Genomic DNA, 17,050 nt, shown 5'->3' on the forward strand with positions numbered 1-17,050 from the left:
AGACGACGGATGCGGATGCGCGTGACTTGGCGGGCGGCCTGCGGGCTGGGGCTGGTGCTGTCGGGCCTGGGCGTGCAGGCGGCTTCCATCGGCACGGGGCCGTTCGGACGGGCGCCGCACATCATGGGCGTCGTGAAGGCCGGCGACGCCGAGGAGGTGGCGCGCGACTTCGCCGAGCCCTTGACGCGGCCCTTGACGGTGGACATCGCCCCGCTGAGCCATCCGCAGGAGCTGATGAAGATCGGCCTGTGGCTGCGTGAACGGCAGCCGGCAATGGCGCTGGAACTGCGCGGCAGCTGCGTGGGCGCCTGCGCCAAGTCCATCCTGATGAGCGGCAAGGTGACGCGCATCGAGCCCGGCACGCTGATCGCCTTCGGCGGCATGACGGAAACGATGGCGCGGCGCAAGGACCAGATCGACGCCGGGGACTTGTTCATCCAGGGCAACGACATGAGCGAGGCCTCGCGCGACCGCTTCCTGAAGCAGTACGAGGGCCCCATCAACCAGTCGCTGGCCGTGCGGGCCCTGGCGGCGCAGCAGGCGCCATTGCCGCCCCGGGTCAAGGCCTTCCTGGCTGCCACGACCGACAGCTGGAAGACCGTCAGCCAGCGTTTTGGCGCGGACACCCGCTTCATCATCCGCGCAGACAAGCACCAGTGCATGTGGTGGGTGCCAGATGCCCAAGGCCTGAAGCAGCTGGGGCTGGACGTGCCGGACTATCAACCCGTGAGCGTCGCCGAAGCCGCCAGCCTGCTGAAGCTGCCCGAGGGCTTCATCTACGTGGGGCCGGCGCTGGACGTGCTGCCGGAACAGCCGCTGTGCCTAGGTCAAAAGAAGAACCTCAGCTTCCCGCCCTTGCCCTGAGCGCGGCCAGCGCCAGGCCGCCCACCGCCAGCACGCCCACGCCCACCAGCGCGCCGGCCTTCACATAGACCAGGCTGGACCACAACAGATACGCGCTGCAGGCGCAGAACAGCAGCGGCAGCCACGGATACAGCGGCACGCGGAACGGGCGTGGCGCGTCAGGCTCGCGCCGCCGCAGCACGATGAGGGCGGCGCCGCTGAGGGTCAGGAAGGCCCAGTAGACGGGCGACAGGTAGTCCACCATCGTCGCGAAGCCGCCGCGCGTCAGGTCGCCCAGGCCCACCAGCAGCAGGGCCACGGCCGAGGTGGCGACGACGGCAGCGCTGGGCGTGCCGCGCCGGGCGTTCCAGTGCGCCAGCCGCGAGTTGGCCAGCAGGTCGCGTGCAGCGGCGTAGGTGGTGCGCGGGCCGGCGATGAGGATGGCGTTCATGACCGATAGCGCCGTCAGCGTGACGACTCCCACCATGAGCAGCTCCGCCTCGCGACCGAAGGCCAGGCGCATGGCTTCGGCGGCCGGCGCCTCGCTGCGCGCCAGGCCGGGCAGGCCCAGCAGGCTGACGTAGGCCCAGTTGGCCAGCAGGTAAAGCGCCATCACGACACCCAGGCCGAGTAGCAGCGCGCGAACGATGCCGCGCCTGGGGTCACGCATCTCGGCCGACAGCGTCGCCGCGTCGCTCCAGCCGCCGTAGGCCAGGAAGACGAACACCATCGCCGTGCCCCAGTCGGCCGTGGCGGTGGCCGCACCCTGCGTCGCGGCGGGCTGGCCGGCGAGCTGGCGCGCGGCCGCGCCGCCGCCCAGCAGCAGCAGGCCGGCCAGCACCAGCGCCGTGAGCCCAAGCTGCGTGCCCAGGCCCACGCGCACGCCGAGCAGGTTCAGCGCCGTCAGCCCGACGATGAGGCCGGCGGCCAGCACGGCGCTGGCATGCGACCCCAGCCAGGGGCTGAGGTCGACGACCTGGGCCAGGTAATCGCCGAAGACAAAGCCCAGCAAAGCCATCGAGCCGGTGTGGATGACGGCGAAGCGCGACCAGGCGAACAGCAGGCCCACGCGCGAGCCGTAGGCGCGGTGCAGGAAGTGGTAGTCGCCACCGGCATCCGGGAAGGCAGCGGCCAGCTCGGCAAAGCACAGCGCGCCGATGAAGCTCAGCAGGCCACCCAGCGCCCAGGCGAGGTAGAGCTGGCCGGCGTCGGGCAGCGACTGCGCGACCATCGGCGCGGTCTTGAAGATGCCCGCGCCGATGACCATGCCGACGCAGAGTGCGCCGGCATGCCGGGCGCCCAGGCGGCGCTCGGGCGCGGCGAGGGGCGGGGTGGCATCGACCATGGGCCGGCGATGCTACGGCAAGCCATCAAGACGTCTGGACGTCTATACTCGCAGCGCATTTCACAAGGTTCCCCATGTCCAGGCTACGCCCAGGCCAAGTTCGCGACGCCATTGTCGACGTACTGCAAGCCACCGACTCCGCCTCGGTCAGCCAGATTGCGCTTGGCGTCGAGCAACGCATCGGCCCCGTGCCCGCATCCTCCGTGCGCTCGTATCTGCAGATCAACACGCCCGAGCTGTTTGTGCGCCAGGAGCGTGGCCAGTACGCGCTGGCAGGGTTTGAGCGGGCAGCCGCCAGGCCCGTACTGGCGGCCAAGGCGGCAGACAGCGCCGCGTTCGACGACGGTCGCATCACGCTGCACCGCCAGGACTGCATGGACTGGCTGGCCCAGGCGGCCGAGAACAGCGTGGAGGCCGTCGTCACCGACCCTCCCTACGGCTTGATCGAGTACTCGGACGCCGAGCAGGAAAAGCTGCGTGCGGGACGAGGGGGCGTCTGGCGCATTCCGCCGAGCTTCGACGGCAGCGCACGCGCGCCGCTGCCGCGCTTCACCGTCCTCAAGGAGCGCGAGCTGGCCGAGCTGGACCGGTTCTTCTGCGAGTGGGCGCGCCGCGTCCTCCGCGTGCTGGTGCCGGGCGCCAACGTGGTGATGGCGTCCAACCCGCTGCTGTCGCACATCGTCGCTGGCGCGCTGGCTCGCGCGGGGCTGGAGCGGCGGGGCGAGATCGCCCGGCTGGTCATGACCATGCGGGGCGGCGACCGCCCGAAAGGTGCGCACGAGGAGTTCAAGGACGTAAGCGCCATGCCCAGGTCGCAATGGGAGCCCTGGCTGCTGTTCCGCAAGCCGCTGGAAGGTCGCGTTCAGGACAATCTGCGGCGCTGGAAGACGGGAGGGTTCCGACGCATCAGCGATGAACGGCCGTTCGGCGATGTCATCGAGTCGGCCCCCACGCGGGCCAAGGAGCGCGCCATTGCCGATCATCCGAGCCTGAAGCCGCAGGACTTCATGCGCCGCATCGTTCGCGGTGTCCTACCGCTTGGCGAAGGCGTGGTGCTCGATCCATTCGCGGGCGGCGGCTCCACGTTGGCTGCGGCGATGGCGGTCGGCTATCGGGCGCAGGGCATCGAGCGCGATGCTGACTACTTCCAGCTCGCCAAGCGAGCCATCCCGAAACTGGCGGCGCTTGACGTGGGAGCCTGAGGTCTGCTCAGCCCTGCCGGTAGATCCAGCTTCGGCGCAGCTTGGCGATACCTTGCGCGTGGAGCGTCGCAGTGCGGGTGCCAAGTTCACCCCGGGCATTGCGCCTGAAGTCATCCAGGCCAACCTGCCCGAGGTAGATCTCGGTGAAGGTCATCGGTCGACGGGCGCGCGCCGGCTCGGTCTCGTTGTCGACGGCATAGACGAACACGCACATCCATTGATCGCGCGCGCCATGCGTGTCGACGGCCCCGCCGGCCTTGCGGGTCGTCTTGATCTCCACGCCTTGGTCACCCGCCTTCACCGCGTTGTTTGCATAGTGCCCGCGCACGACCAGATCGGGATGGCCGTTGAAATAGGTGTTCACCGTCAACACCCGCGAATGCTTGGCGAGACTGGCGGTCAGCATGTCCGACAGCACGCCCGACATGATGGCCGGGCGCAAGGTGTCGTCGAGCCGATCCAGGCCCTTGGCCAATAGCGCCGAGTTGACGTCGAAGAAGAAGTCGTAGACGTCCTGGACGGCCGCCTTGAAGTCGTCCAGCCGGAGCTGAAAGGGCAGCTCAAGTGCCGTATTGAAGCCGGACGGATTGGGCGAGTTCCTGATCATGGGCGGCGTACTCATCATGGCGGGACGAGCGCTGGGGGCGCCCTCAAAAACGGGCGCCAGTGTCCGCTAAATCTCGACCTTGCTGCCCAGCTCCACGATGCGGTTGGCCGGCAGGTGCAGGAAATCCGCCGCCGCCGCCGCGTTGCGGTGCATGCTGGCGAACAGCTTCTCGCGCCACAGCGCCATGCCCGAGCCGATGGTCGGGATGATGATGTCGCGGCTCAGGAAGTAGCTGGTCTCCATCTCCTCCAGCTGCACGCCGTGCTTCTTCAGCAACTCCAGCGCCTCGGGCACGTCGGGCTCGTTCTTGAAGCCGAAGTGCAGCGCCACCTGCCAGCAGTTGTGGCCCAACGCCTCAACCTCGCAACGCTTCTCGAAGCCCACCCAGGGCACCTCGTGGTGCTTGACGGTGACGAAGATGTTCTGCTCGTGCAGCACCTTGTTGTGCTTGAGGTTGTGCAGCAGCGCATTGGGCGTGCTGCCCTTCTCGGAGGACAGGAACACGGCCGTGCCGGCAACGCGCGTGGGCGGGTTGATGAACACCGCCTCCAGGAAGGCCGGCAGCTCGATGGCGTCCTGGCGCAGCTTGTCGGACAGCAGCTTGCGGCCCTGCTTCCAGGTCAGCATCAGCGTGAACACGCAGACGCCGATCAGCAGCGGGAACCAGCCGCCGTGCAGCAGCTTGAGCAGGTTGGACGCGAGGAAGGTGACGTCAATGACGAAGAAGATGCCGGTGGCGGCGATGCAAAGCGCCAGCGGGTACTTCCAGCCGTAGCGGATGACGAAGAAGGTCATCACCGTCGTGATGGTCATGTCGATGGTGACGGCCACGCCGTAGGCGCCGGCCAGCTTGCTCGACGAGCCGAAGAACACGACCGCGACGACGACCAACGCGAACAGGCTCCAGTTGATGAAGGGCACGTAGATCTGGCCCGTGTCGCGCACGCTGGTGTGCACGATGCGCAGGCGCGGCATGATGCCCAGCTGGATGGCCTGCTTGGTGACCGAGAAGGCCGCCGTGATGAGCGCCTGCGACGCGACGGTGGCTGCCGCCATCGCGAGCAGGAACAGCGGGATCTCGGCCCACTCGGGCGCCAGCAGGTAGAACGGGTTCTTGATGGCCGCCGGGTCGTTCAACAGCATCGCGCCCTGGCCGAAGTAGTTGATGACCAGCGCCGGCATGACAACGCCATACCAGGCGATGCGGATGGGCTTCTTGCCGAAGTGGCCCAGGTCGGCATACAGCGCCTCGCCGCCGGTGACAACCAGCACGACGGCGCCCAGCGCGACGAAGGCGACCCAGCGGTACTCCAGGCAGAAATTCAGCGCGTAGATGGGGTTGACGGCGGCCAGCACGCGCGGGTTGTCGACGATGTGCGGCAGGCCCAGCGCGGCCAGGCTGGTGAACCACAGCAGCATGACCGGCCCGAAGGCCTTGCCGATGCCGGCGGTGCCGAAGCGCTGCACACCGAACAGGCCGGCCAGCACGATCAGCGTGATGGGCAGCACGGCGTCGTGGTACTGCGGCGCGTAGACCTCGATGCCCTCGATGGCGCCCAGCACCGTCATGGCCGGCGTGATGACGGCGTCGCCGAAGAAGATGGCCGTGCCGAACAAGCCCACCAGCATCAGCACACGGCGCAGCCTGGGTTTGTCGTTCACCGCGTTGGTGGCCAGCGCCAGCATGGCGATCAGTCCCCCTTCGCCGTTGTTGTCGGCGCGCAGGATGAGCAGCACGTACTTGACGGAGACGATGACGGTCATCGTCCAGAACAGCAGCGACAGCACGCCGAGGATGTTCTCCGGCGTGGTGGCGACATGGCCGCCGTGGAAGACTTCTTTGAGGGCGTACAGCGGGCTGGTGCCGATGTCGCCGTAGACGACGCCCAACGCGCCGAGGGTCAGGCCCGCCATGGCCGAGGGGCTGCGGGCCGCTTGGGAAGAACTCACGTCGTGAGGGCCACCGGCTTGGGGTGGCGTTTGTTCGAAAGTCGGGATTCTGCGCCCGGTTTTGGCAATTTGTGCAGCGCAGCAAACCCGCAATTGCAGTGCTTGACGCTTCCGCCCTGCAGGCGTAATCGCAGCCGCGCAGCCGGCTGCTCATTCAGCGACCGCCGTGGAACTGGCTTTGCCAGGCCACTGGCGGTTGCCAAGGCCAGAGGCCTTGTCCTTCGCCAGGCACAACCAGTCCTCAGGACTGCTTGTGTCCGGGCTCAGCCCCCTTGAAGGGGGCGCGCGAAGCGCGTAGGGGGTGAGCCTGTTTATGCCGCTTCGGCTTCAGCCTGCGGGTCAGTCGCCTCCAGCTCGTAGCTGGCTGCCAGCATCGCCAGCCTGCCGATGACGCCATACATGTAGAAGCGGTTGGGCGCGCTGGCGCCGGGCTTCTCGCCGGGACGGGGCAGGTGGGGCGAATCGGCAAAGGCCAGCGGCACGTAGCTGGCGCCGGGGGCGTTGAGGTTCTCGTCGATGCCGCGCTGGGCGTGCACGCGGTAGAAGCCGCCCACCACATAGCGGTCCATCATGTAGACGACCGGCTCGGCGACGGCCTCGTGCACGCGCTCGTGGGTGGGCACGCCCTCCTGGACGATCACTTCCTGACCCAGGTCGGCGGGCAGGTTGCCGGCCAGCGCCTCGATGTCCTTGGCATCGCGCAGCGTCAGCACGCTGCGGCCAAAGCTGCCGACATCGCTCTTGATGACGACGAAGGGCTTCTCGTTGATGCCGTATTCCTTGTACTTGCGGCGCACCTTGGTCAGCTGCGCGTCGGCCGCCGTCTGCAGCGCCTCCAGGCCCTTGCTGCCGTGCAGGTCGACGCTCTGGAAAGACGGCGTGATGAGCCAGGGGTCCATGCCCAGCAGCTTGCCGAAGCGCTTGGCGACTTCCTCGTAAGCGCGGAAGTGCTGGCTCTTGCGGCGCACGCTCCAGCCGGCGTGCAGCGGCGGCAGCAGGTATTGCTCATGCAGGCCCATCAGCTGCGGCGGCGTGCCGTTGGCGAGGTCGCTGTTGAGCAGGATGGTGCAGGGGTCGAAGCCCTTGAGCATGAGCCGGCCGCGCTTGCGCACCAGCGGCTCGAAGACAAGGCTGCCGCCGCTGGCCAGGGCCAGCTCCTCGGGCTCGGTCTGCGCCGGGTCCAGCGCGCCCAGGCGCACGTTCAGGCCGGCCTGCGTGAAGATGCGCACCAGCGTGGCGAGGTGGTCCAGGTAGAAGCTGCAGCGCACGCCGGGCTCGGGGACGAGCAGCAGGTTGCGCGCCTCGGGGCAGATCTTCTCGATGGCCGCCATGGCCGCCTGCACGGCCTGCGGCAGCATCTGGGCGGTGAGGTGGTTGAAGCCGCTGGGGAAGAGGTTGGTGTCCACCGGCGCGAGCTTGAAGCCGGCGTTGCGCAGGTCGACCGAGGCGTAGAAGGTGGGCGTGTGCTCCATCCATTCGAGCCGGAACCAGCGTTCCGTGGCCGGCATGGACTCCAGCACGCGGGCCTCCAGCTCGTTGATGGGGCCGTTCAGGGCGGTGATCAGATGGGGAACCATGGCCGGATGATCTCAAACTCGCAGACCGGGCCAACTGGGGGCGGCCGCGCGGATCACAAGACACCGTCGGCGCACAGCGTGCGGCCGCGGCCGGCGTGCTTGGCGCGGTAGAGCTGGTCGTCGGCCCGCTTGATGGCGGCGGCCAGCGTCTCGCCGGGCTGCACGCGCACCGCGCCGGCGCTGAAGTCGACGACAAAACCCAGGCTGGCCTCGCAGCGCCGCCGCAGCGCCTGGTGCAGCCGCGCGTCGAGCCGGCTGAAGGCCTCGGGGTCGCAGTGGCGCAGCAGCAGGCAGAACTCCTCGCCGCCGTAGCGGCCGAGCAGGTCGCTGGCGCGCAGTTCGCCGCGCAGCACCTCGCCGGCCAGCTTCAGCACCTCGTCGCCGACCGGGTGGCCGCGCTCGTCGTTGATGAGCTTGAAGTGGTCCAGGTCCAGCATCAGCAGCACGGTGGCGTCGTCCGCCGTGCCACCCGCCGCACCCAGAGCGCGGCCGGCGCGGTTCATCCACTCGCGACGGTTCAGCAGGCCGGTCAGCGGGTCCAGCGACGCCAGCCGCACGAGCGCCTGCTCGGCGGCGTCCCGATGGGCCAGCAGGAAGCCCATGGTGCCCAGCACCAGGCTGGCGTTGAGCAGCATCAGCGAGGCGAAGTTCAGCGGATGGGGCGCGATGAAGCGCGGGTAGACCTCGGGCCAACCCAGCACGAGTGCGGCGCGGCCCAGCGTGAACAGCGCGTTGGCCATGGCGGCCGCGCCGCACAGCCAGCGCCAGCGCACGCGCCCGGCGCCGCGCAGCAGCAGGCCGCTGCCCCACAGGATCTGCAGGCCGATGACCAGGTTGGTGATGCCGGTGGCGAGCTTCTGGTCGCCGTAGATGACCGCATGCACGGCGCCCAGCAGCAGCGGCGGCAGCAGCAGCGCCCAGGCCGGCGTCCGCAGGCTCAGGAAGCGCCCGACGGACAGCACCATGGCGGCGGCCGAGCCGCTCAGCGCCATGACGCCAAGCGTCGCCAGCAGCTGCGGCTGCGCCCGGGTCGCGACGATCAGCAAGCCGAACCCCAGCGCCTGGCCCAGCAGCATGAACTGCCAGGCCTGCAGGCCGCTGCGCGAACGGATGCCGACACCGACGAACAGCGCCAGCATCATCAGCAGCGCATTGACCAGCACCGCCGCGAGCAAGGTGATCACGTCCATGCCGGCCAGCATAACGACCGGTCTGCAGACGCCCATGAAAAAGCCGCCCCGTGGGGCGGCTCGGTGTGACGAAGGCCCGGCGCGAGCCGGTCCTCTGTATCACTTGTGGTAGGCCGTCTCGCCGTGCGAGCTGATGTCCAGACCTTCGCGCTCTTCCTCTTCGGTCACGCGCAGGCCGATGGTCAGGTCGACCAGCTTGTACGCGACCACCGAGACGACGCCCGACCAGACGATGGTCAGCAGCACGGCCTTGGCCTGGATCCACACCTGGCCGGCGATGGAGTAGGCCTCCGGCGCGACCATGGCGACCGTCGTCCAGTCGGCGACGGCGCTCGGGCCACCCAGGTTGGGGCTGTTGAAGACACCCGTCAGCAGCGCGCCGACGATGCCGCCGATGCCGTGGACGCCGAACACGTCCAGCGAGTCGTCCGCACCCAGCATCTTCTTCAGGCCCGACACACCCCACAGGCAGGCGAAGCCAGCGACCAGGCCGATGACCAGGCCACCGCCGATGCCGACGTTGCCGGCAGCCGGCGTGATGGCGACGAGGCCGGCGACGGCACCCGAGGCAGCACCCAGCATCGAGGCCTTGCCCTTGAGCAGCGCCTCACCCACGCACCAGGCCAGCACCGCAGCAGCCGTGGCAGCCAGGGTGTTGAAGAAGGCCAGGGCAGCGAAGCCGTTGGCTTCCAGCGCGGAGCCGGCGTTGAAGCCGAACCAGCCCACCCACAGCAGCGAGGCACCAACCATGGTCAGCGTCAGGCTGTGCGGCGTGAACTGCTCGCGGCCGTAGCCGACGCGCTTGCCGACCATGTACGCGCCCACCAGGCCAGCGACGGCCGCGTTGATGTGCACCACCGTGCCGCCCGCGAAGTCCAGCGCGCCCCACTGCCAGATCAAACCGGCCTTGCTGGTCATCTCTGCAGCGACTTCAGCCGAGCTGTAGGCATCCGGGCCCATCCAGTACCAGACCATGTGAGCGATGGGCAGGTAGCTGAACGTGAACCACAGCGTCAGGAAGGCGAGCACGGCGGAGAACTTCATGCGCTCGGCGAAGGCGCCGATGATCAGGCAGGCGGTGATGCCGGCGAAGGTCGCCTGGAAACCCGCGAACACGATCTCGTACATCGGCGTGCCCTTGCTGAAGGTCGCGCCCAGTGCGAAGGTGCCGGCCGCGTTGTCCCACAGGCCCTTCATGAACAGCCTGTCGGTGCCGCCGATGAAGGCATTGCCCTCGGTGAACGCGAAGCTGTAGCCGTACAGCACCCACAGCACCACCATCAGCGAGAAGCCGACCATGACCTGCATCAGCACCGACAGCATGTTCTTGCTGCGCACCAGGCCGCCGTAGAACAGCGCAAGACCCGGCACCGTCATCATGATGACGAGCAGCGTGGACACCATCATCCACGAGGTATCACCCTTGTTGGGTGCGGGCGCGGGGGCCGCAGCCGCAGCGGGCGCTGCCTCGGCCGGGGGCGTGGCGGCAGGCGCGGAGGCCGCGTCGACCGCTGCAGTGGCAGTGGCCGCAACGGCAGCGGCGGGCGCCGAGGCGGCGTCCTGGGCCCAGGCGGCCGGCGCGAGCAGACCCGCCGCGAGGGCGAGGCCGGCAAGGAGTTTCTTCATTTGAGGGTTCTCCAAACGGTTGTTATGGACGCGCGCTTCAGAGCGCGTCGTTGCCGGTTTCGCCGGTGCGGATGCGGACGACCTGGTCCAGCGGCGACACGAAGATCTTCCCGTCACCGATCTTGCCGGTACGCGCCGACGACTCGATGGCCTCGATGACACGGTCGACGACGTCGTCGTTCACGGCGGCTTCGATCTTGACCTTGGGCAGGAAGTCGACGACGTACTCCGCACCGCGGTACAGCTCGGTGTGGCCCTTCTGGCGGCCGAAGCCCTTGACCTCGGTGACCGTCAGCCCCTGCACGCCGATGGCGCTCAGGGCCTCACGCACCTCGTCGAGCTTGAACGGCTTGATGACGGCAGTGATCAGTTTCATGGGGTTCTCCTGGCGCGGTGGATCAGAAGGCGTACTTGAGCCCGACGACGACGCCGGATTTGCCCAGGAACTTGTCCTTCACGGTGTAGAAGCCCTTGTCGGCATCGGTGCCGATGACGGCGAGGCTCGGAGTCAGCGCGCCAAACGACTTGGACAGCGTCAGCGAGTAGTCGGTGTAGGTGGCCGGGCCGCCCACCGGGCCCTTGATCTTCTGGTGGCCCACGTGCGGCGCCAGCATCCAGCCATCGGCGACCTCGAAGCTGGCGGACACGTCCAGGTAGCCGCTGCTCTTGCTGTCGGGGTTGCCGAAGGTGTCGGTCAGCGCATGCGAGTACTTGACGGTGACCGGGCCGAAGCTCAGTGCGCCGTACAGCTCGAAGGTATTGGCGCTGACGGCGAGCTTGTTGCTGGGGTAGTAGTACTGCAGGCCGCCGACATCCAGCGTCAGGCCCGGAGCGACCTCGCCCTTCCAGCCGCCGTAGACGTCGATCTCGACCTCGGAGTCACCGCCGACGTCCTTGATCCACTTGATCGACGACGCCCAGGCACCAATGTAGAAACCACCCGGCGCAGCGTAGTCCAGGCCGCCTTGCACGGCGGGCTTCAGGCGCGTCTGCGAGATGCCGCGATAGCGGTAGTCGCTGACGACGCTGGCATTGAACGTCAGCGGCGAGGCCTCCTGGGCGAAGGCCGGCAGTGCCGTGGTCAGCGCCAGTGCGATCAGCGAAGGGGAAAACTTCATGGCGGGGGCTCCTGTTTGAAATGAGGGGGTGACAGTCCGGCGATTCATTGCAGCTTCCGTGCCAAGTCGTCCGCCCTCGGGCGGCCGCACAAATCTGGGCCGAAGGCGCCCGCAACGCACACACACGCACCAAATACGATCCATTCGAGCCACTTTAAGCACCTCAACAGTGCATCCGAGGGAAATACACCCCCTGACTGTCGCTGGCATCGGCGGCTAGACTGCCCCGCTGCTGCCCTGCCTCCCGATGAGCCTCGCCACCGTCCACTCCCGGGCCCTCGACGGCCTGGCCGCCGCGCCGGTCACGGTGGAGGTGCATCTCGCCAACGGTCTGCCGAGCTTCACGGTCGTGGGCCTGGCGGACACCGAGGTCAAGGAAGCCCGCGAGCGCGTGCGCGCCGCGCTGCAGAACAGCGGCCTGGGCTTCCCGGCCAACAAGCGCATCACCGTCAACCTCGCACCCGCCGACCTGCCCAAGGAAGGCGGCCGCTTCGACCTGCCGATGGCGCTGGGCCTGCTGGCGGCCAACGGCCAGCTGGACATCGCCGCGCTCGCCCGCTTCGAGTGCGCGGGGGAGTTGTCGCTGGCCGGTGAGCTGCGACCGGTGCGCGGCGCCCTGGCGATGGCGCTGGCACTGCGCCAGGATGGTGCAAACCGTGGGCCAGCGCCGCCGAGGCCGCGCTGGTGGACGGCCTGACCGTGCGTGAAGCCAGGCATCTGCTGGACGTGGTCGCCGCGCTGCAGCCCGGCGGCGAGGCCTTGCCCCGCGCTGCGGCGCTGCCGCGCGAGGTACGGCGCGGCCTGCCCGACCTGGCCGACATCAAGGGCCAGGCTGCGCCCAAGCGGGCGCTGGAGATCGCGGCGGCCGGCGGGCACAGCCTGCTGATGGTCGGCCCGCCGGGCACCGGCAAGTCCATGCTGGCGCAGCGTCTGCCCGGCCTGTTGCCAGCGTTGGACGACGAAGCGGCGCTGGAGTCCGCCGCCGTGCTCAGCCTGGCAGGCCAGTTCGACCTCGCGCGCTGGGGCCAGCGGCCGTTTCGGGCACCGCATCATTCGGCGTCCAGCGTCGCGCTGGTGGGTGGTGGCTCGCCGCCCCGGCCGGGCGAAATCTCCTTGTCCCAGCATGGGGTGCTGTTCCTGGACGAGCTCCCGCTTAGGGTTGAAAAATTTTGTCTGTCCAGAGTTGAGGGGGTACAGGGGGACGCGGAGTTATCCACAGGCGCTGATGTCTCAGTTGAGGTGATCGCAAGCAGCACAGGCGCGCGCTTTGCAGGTCGGCACTGCCGCACGACTGGACCACGAGTGGCGATTCACGAGGAGCAGTTCGGTCTTCATCACAATTGGCAAGTGGCGAAGCCTGCGCTGATGTGCGCTGGAGGATGTTGATCCCAACGCCGCGAGCCATGGTTAAGGAAAGGCGCGCCGATAACGCACTGTCAAGGCACCGCGCTGACGCGGGTTGCCCTCCCGCGCAAACATCCCCCTACCTGGAAGCGGCATAGTTGCGCCGAGCAAAACTAGTCTGGAAGGAGGGGGCATGGAAACGAAATCGGGCGCGGCAGCAATCGGCGCCATGGCGGCGCTCGTCGCTGCTGTGGCAGCATGGTGGTGCTGGTGGTGGTTCGGTGCCGCCTACGTGGTGCGGCATTGGAAGTCAGACGGGGATCCGGCACTGGCCGACCTTGGGCTCGCCGGCGACATGTTCGGCGGTTTCAGCGCCCTGTTCTCTGCGTTGGCGTTCGTCGGTGTGGTCACCGCCGCCTACCTGCAGCGTGAAACCATCAAGCTGCAGCGCATCCAGATGCAACGCGCCGAAGCTGAGGCACAGGAAGCCAGGACACGCGCGAGGGAGGACGCAGCGAGAGCCGCAGCAGCGCAGGCTCGCCAAGCCTTCGAGCCGCTGTTTTTCCAGCTCGTCGAACTGCTGCGCAGCCAGTCCGACCAGATCCAACTGAGGGTGGACACAGAGGCGACTTCCACCATGCACTTCCCAGCCGCGCTTGAGGTGGTGCGCACCCGCGCGGAGGAAACTTGGAAGCGGGCCGTGGACAAGAAATTGCAGGAGCAGGGACTGGCCAAGCTGTCCGAGACCTACAGCGCCTTCTATTCGCGCAACGAGAGCCGGCTCGGACCGTATTTGCGCACGCTGTATCACACGCTCAAGCTCATCGACAGGTCAGAGCTGCCCGACGACGAGAAGGTGGACTACGCAAACATCCTGCGAGGCTTGCTGTCGCGAGACGAGCTATTGCTGGTAATTCTGAACTGCTCATCCGGGTGGGGCGTCGGCCTGAAGCAGTACATCGAGAAGTACGGTGTTCTGAAGCACATCACGCGCGCCGATGATCGGCCGACCCTGGATGAAGACCTCGCTCGCTTGACGTTCGCATCGACGGCGACTATGGCCTATGAGGACCGCCGCCGCCACTGGAACGGCGAAGGCTGGCAGGCCAGTTGACCCGCCGTGAGATATCTCGGCTTTGGGTCGCGCCAAGCAGTCGCATGCCTCAGTCGCCTGCGGCAAAGCGTGCAGCGCGCTCCTCTGCCCGACGACGTTCCGTGGCGACCTGAAGATCCGCGCGCCGAGCCAGCGCCACCGCGAACACACGTACCTCATCGCGCGGATCCGCCTGCCATGCCTTCATCCAATCGTGCAGCCGCTGGTACGCGTCTGCAATCGCGTAGGCGCCGCCAAACACGCCCGATGGACTGAGTGCCACCTCCACTTCCCTCAAGACGTCCTCGTCCTTGGTGCTGGCGATGATGTCTCTACAAAGCTCGTGGGTGTCCGGATGCCCGCGATAGGGCCGCAGGAGCTCGGCCACCAGCTGCTGGTCGAGTGCATCCCCAGACGCCATAAGTTTGCGCAACGCCAAATCGAGCGCGGGCAGGTAGTCTGGAAAAACGTTGGACACCAGGTTCTGCCGGCGGAAGTAGTGCTGCCTGGGGTCTTCTCGATACAGCGTCTTGGCCGTTTGGATCAGGTAATCGGCCTCACCGCGCAGGGTCTCTTTCAGGAAGGCGAACGAGCCAGGCAAGGCTTCGTAGCTGCGGTCCGCATCGCGCGCGTCACGCGACCGATTGGCGAACAGGTCGATCACAAGGCGCGGCCAGTCGACTGCCATCGCCGAGATGATTTGCTCTGAGCGGAAGTCCAGCCGTTGCAGCGGCCTCAGCGCTTCAAGGACCAATTCAATTTCGGCCTTCGGCCGGTCCTTGAAGATCCCCGGCTTCTTGGCGCGAGCCCAGACGAACTGCACCCAGCGCGTGTCGCTGGCGACGGTGAGGAAGCGGACCGCATCTAGGAACAGCGCCCACAGCTCGTCCGGGTCGTCCCCAACCGGGCCGAGGTTCGTCAACGCGGGCATCGACCTCACGACGCTGTCTCTGTCCTTGAGCGCCATAGCGCGCCGGACGGTGCGCGCCCGCAGTGTCGGGTCCAAGGGATCAGCGTGTTCCAGGTATCGGGCGATGGCGCCGATGTAGCGACCGTTGTCCAACCAGCCATCGATCAGCGTCTGAAGATCCTGGCGACGACCGCTTTTCTCGATGCCAATCAGCAATGATGGAAGGAACAACTCCAACTCGGGAGGGAGGTCGCGCACATATCCCAAAGCGGTGGAAGGTTTTACCGTGCCGAGCTCCTGCAAGAAGTCGTGCAGCGGCGGAAACATCGCCGCGTCGTTTGTCGGCACCGTCGCGCAACGCACAAGGAAACCGAGCCACCAGGCCACATTCGCTTCAGTGATGCCATCGACATACGTTCGGCGCTCGGCGGCCCGGTACTCGTCGGTACCTTCGATCATGAATTCGCGATCGGTCCAGGCCGGTGGAAACACCGATTCATAGCCCATCAGCACCTTGAACGCCACGAAGTCCGTGTCGCGGTTCAGCGTTTCCCGGAAGCGCACCAAGGCCGCTTCGAGCAGGCCGCGCGCGCCGACGTCCTCGCAAGGAAACGTGCCGCCGGCTGGAACGACGTAGTGCCCGTGGTCGATCAGCGCGTTGTGTTCTAGGTGCTGTCGCAGGGCCATCGACAAGATGTCCGCAAACTCGGTGTAGATGTCGTAGATCGTCGCCGTCTCCCTGACGATCAGCGCCATCCCATCGGGTGACGCTCCCAGATGCGTCATTGCCGACGCGGGCGACAGGTGGCGGATCACCTCTTCGCGCTCGGCGTCAGTCGTGCTCTTGGCGAGCAGCGTCTTCAGCAGCCCGATGGCCTGGCCGCGGATGGCTTCCAGCTCTTCGGAATATGGGATGTGCCCGCGGCGGATCTCCGCGCCTTCAGCGACGCGCCGCACGGATTCGGCGATGGGGTTCAGCATCGACTGCAGCGCCCGCAGCACGAGCGGCCGCAAGGCCACCAGCTTAGCCTCGTCGAGCGAGACCAGTTCGCCAATCACGATGGCCTGCACCACCGGCCGATCCACCTGCATCCAGACTTCCAGGTTGTTCTCGGCCAGCCGATGCACTGATTCCAGGATCAGTTGTCTTTCCTGATCGGTGACCGCCCCTGGATATAGGTCGACTAGCGCAAGCCAGGCGTCGCGCGTCCCTTTCTCATCCTGATACCGAACCACGTCCAACACGCTGAGTGCCAGCTTGGTCACAGCCTCGCTCGTCTTGCCAGGGATCCGGCCGTAGGGCGTCTCGATATCCAGTACCGCAGTGTGTCGGCCAACCTTGATCGCCTGGACAACGGCTTCGCGGATTTCCGCGTGCACGAGCTCCAGCTCGTCGTAGAGCGGCAGAACCAGGTCGAGATACCGATTCAGGATGTCGTGGCGCCTGTTGTTGTCGGTGCTGGCGGCGAGCGCCCCAAGAGGGTCGCTCTCGAGCAAGGCCTTCCCCTTGGTGAGCTGCTCGAAGTCGCGGGCGACCTTGTCGAATTCGTGGCCCGCCGGCAGCAGGTACTCGCGCATGATCTTTGTCATGCGGTCGTCGATGCTCTGCATCTGGTGCGTGCCGAATCCTTTCAGCCCGGGGCGTTTGTAGATGATGTCGTGGCCCATCTCGGACCAGGCGTGGTTGAGCGAGGTCTGCACCTGGATCTCACAAACTAAATCCCTTAGGAGCGCGTGCTCTGGAAGGTCGACCAGGGGAGACTTCAGTTTGACGACGTAGTTGTGCGACCTAAACAGGTCCGCCGATTCCGCGTCATCGGTCTTCGGGTGATGGAACTTCGTCCTAACCCAGATGATCTCGAAGTTCTCATCGATGAGATTGCTCTTCAGGAACTCGCTGAGATGGGAGTTGCTGTAGAAAATGATTCGGCAACCGGCAAGATCCTTGATGGCCTGTGTCACATCTTTGAGCAGATCGTCCTGCTTCGCCAGCTTGGTGCGCAGGGAGTCAGGTCCCTTGGCACGGCGCTGGATCTCCTGGATACGCAGATGCGGCGCGCTGCGTGACAGCGCCGCTTTCAGGATGGCCGCGACGGTCTCAGACAGCTCTTGATAGAGAAGATGGCCACCGTGGGTGTATTCGTCGATGTTCATGTTTCGCCGCGGCAAAGGTAGGCGCCAGACGGCGCGGCCTGGGATTTTCAGCGACGGGCCTGGCTTAGGCGAAGCATCAGCCGAGACGTGA

12 protein-coding genes and 1 pseudogene are annotated in these 17,050 nt (G+C 66.9%); 4 read left to right on the forward strand and 9 right to left on the reverse strand.

The window, feature by feature from the left end; genetic code table 11:
• Positions 1-9: 9 nt before the first annotated feature.
• Entirely contained in the window at positions 10-864 is an 855-nt protein-coding gene (locus tag ACG00Y_RS22540; protein WP_394482795.1) for a hypothetical protein, read from the forward strand.
• Here ACG00Y_RS22540 and ACG00Y_RS22545 read toward each other — a convergent pair.
• Positions 842-2,188 (reverse strand): APC family permease, encoded by a 1,347-nt coding sequence (locus ACG00Y_RS22545; protein WP_394482796.1) that lies wholly within the window; start codon positions 2,186-2,188, stop codon positions 842-844. The two genes, ACG00Y_RS22540 and ACG00Y_RS22545, sit on opposite strands and share 23 nt — an antisense overlap.
• Positions 2,189-2,262: 74 nt before the next feature.
• Between ACG00Y_RS22545 and ACG00Y_RS22550 the strand changes: the two genes are divergently transcribed.
• Positions 2,263-3,390 (forward strand): DNA-methyltransferase, encoded by a 1,128-nt coding sequence (locus ACG00Y_RS22550; RefSeq protein WP_394482798.1) that lies wholly within the window; start codon positions 2,263-2,265, stop codon positions 3,388-3,390.
• A gap of 7 nt (positions 3,391-3,397) precedes the next feature.
• Here the strand turns inward: ACG00Y_RS22550 and ACG00Y_RS22555 are convergent, their stop codons facing one another.
• From ACG00Y_RS22555 to ACG00Y_RS22585, 7 genes are all read right to left on the reverse strand, one after another.
• Positions 3,398-4,012, reverse strand: a complete 615-nt coding sequence (locus ACG00Y_RS22555) for a hypothetical protein (protein WP_394482800.1) — start codon at positions 4,010-4,012, stop codon at positions 3,398-3,400.
• Positions 4,013-4,063: 51 nt separating this feature from the next.
• Positions 4,064-5,911 carry a potassium transporter Kup gene (locus tag ACG00Y_RS22560; RefSeq protein WP_394483039.1) on the reverse strand — a complete coding sequence of 616 codons (1,848 nt, stop codon included), beginning with the start codon at positions 5,909-5,911 and terminating at the stop codon, positions 4,064-4,066.
• A 347-nt stretch (positions 5,912-6,258) separates the two neighbouring features.
• Positions 6,259-7,524, reverse strand: a complete 1,266-nt coding sequence (gene gshA, locus ACG00Y_RS22565) for a glutamate--cysteine ligase (RefSeq protein WP_394482802.1) — start codon at positions 7,522-7,524, stop codon at positions 6,259-6,261.
• 53 nt (positions 7,525-7,577) lie between these two features.
• A complete protein-coding gene (locus ACG00Y_RS22570; RefSeq protein WP_394482803.1) occupies positions 7,578-8,714 on the reverse strand; it encodes a GGDEF domain-containing protein in 1,137 nt (378 codons plus the stop codon).
• A gap of 99 nt (positions 8,715-8,813) precedes the next feature.
• Positions 8,814-10,340: an ammonium transporter gene (amt, locus tag ACG00Y_RS22575; RefSeq protein ID WP_394482805.1), complete on the reverse strand. Its 1,527-nt coding sequence runs from the start codon at positions 10,338-10,340 to the stop codon at positions 8,814-8,816.
• A gap of 37 nt (positions 10,341-10,377) precedes the next feature.
• Entirely contained in the window at positions 10,378-10,716 is a 339-nt protein-coding gene (gene glnK / locus ACG00Y_RS22580) for a P-II family nitrogen regulator (RefSeq protein WP_233370978.1), read from the reverse strand.
• A gap of 22 nt (positions 10,717-10,738) precedes the next feature.
• Positions 10,739-11,458 (reverse strand): TorF family putative porin, encoded by a 720-nt coding sequence (locus tag ACG00Y_RS22585; protein WP_394482807.1) that lies wholly within the window; start codon positions 11,456-11,458, stop codon positions 10,739-10,741.
• A 247-nt stretch (positions 11,459-11,705) separates the two neighbouring features.
• On the opposite strand from ACG00Y_RS22585, the pseudogene ACG00Y_RS22590 reads away from it, so the two are divergent.
• Both ACG00Y_RS22590 and ACG00Y_RS22595 read left to right on the forward strand, forming a co-directional pair.
• Positions 11,706-12,610: pseudogene (locus ACG00Y_RS22590) on the forward strand (YifB family Mg chelatase-like AAA ATPase); the annotation flags it as partial.
• A gap of 385 nt (positions 12,611-12,995) precedes the next feature.
• The gene (locus ACG00Y_RS22595) at positions 12,996-13,916 is read left to right on the forward strand and encodes a putative phage abortive infection protein (RefSeq protein WP_394482808.1); all 921 of its coding nucleotides are present in this window, start codon (positions 12,996-12,998) and stop codon (positions 13,914-13,916) included.
• Positions 13,917-13,965: 49 nt separating this feature from the next.
• On the opposite strand, the gene ACG00Y_RS22600 is transcribed toward ACG00Y_RS22595, so the two are convergent.
• Complete coding sequence (locus ACG00Y_RS22600) at positions 13,966-16,959, reverse strand: hypothetical protein (protein ID WP_394482810.1); 2,994 nt, start codon at positions 16,957-16,959, stop codon at positions 13,966-13,968.
• Positions 16,960-17,050 lie beyond the last annotated feature (91 nt).

Source organism: Pelomonas parva, assembly GCF_043555835.1.
Lineage (GTDB): Bacteria > Pseudomonadota > Gammaproteobacteria > Burkholderiales > Burkholderiaceae_C > Pelomonas > Pelomonas parva.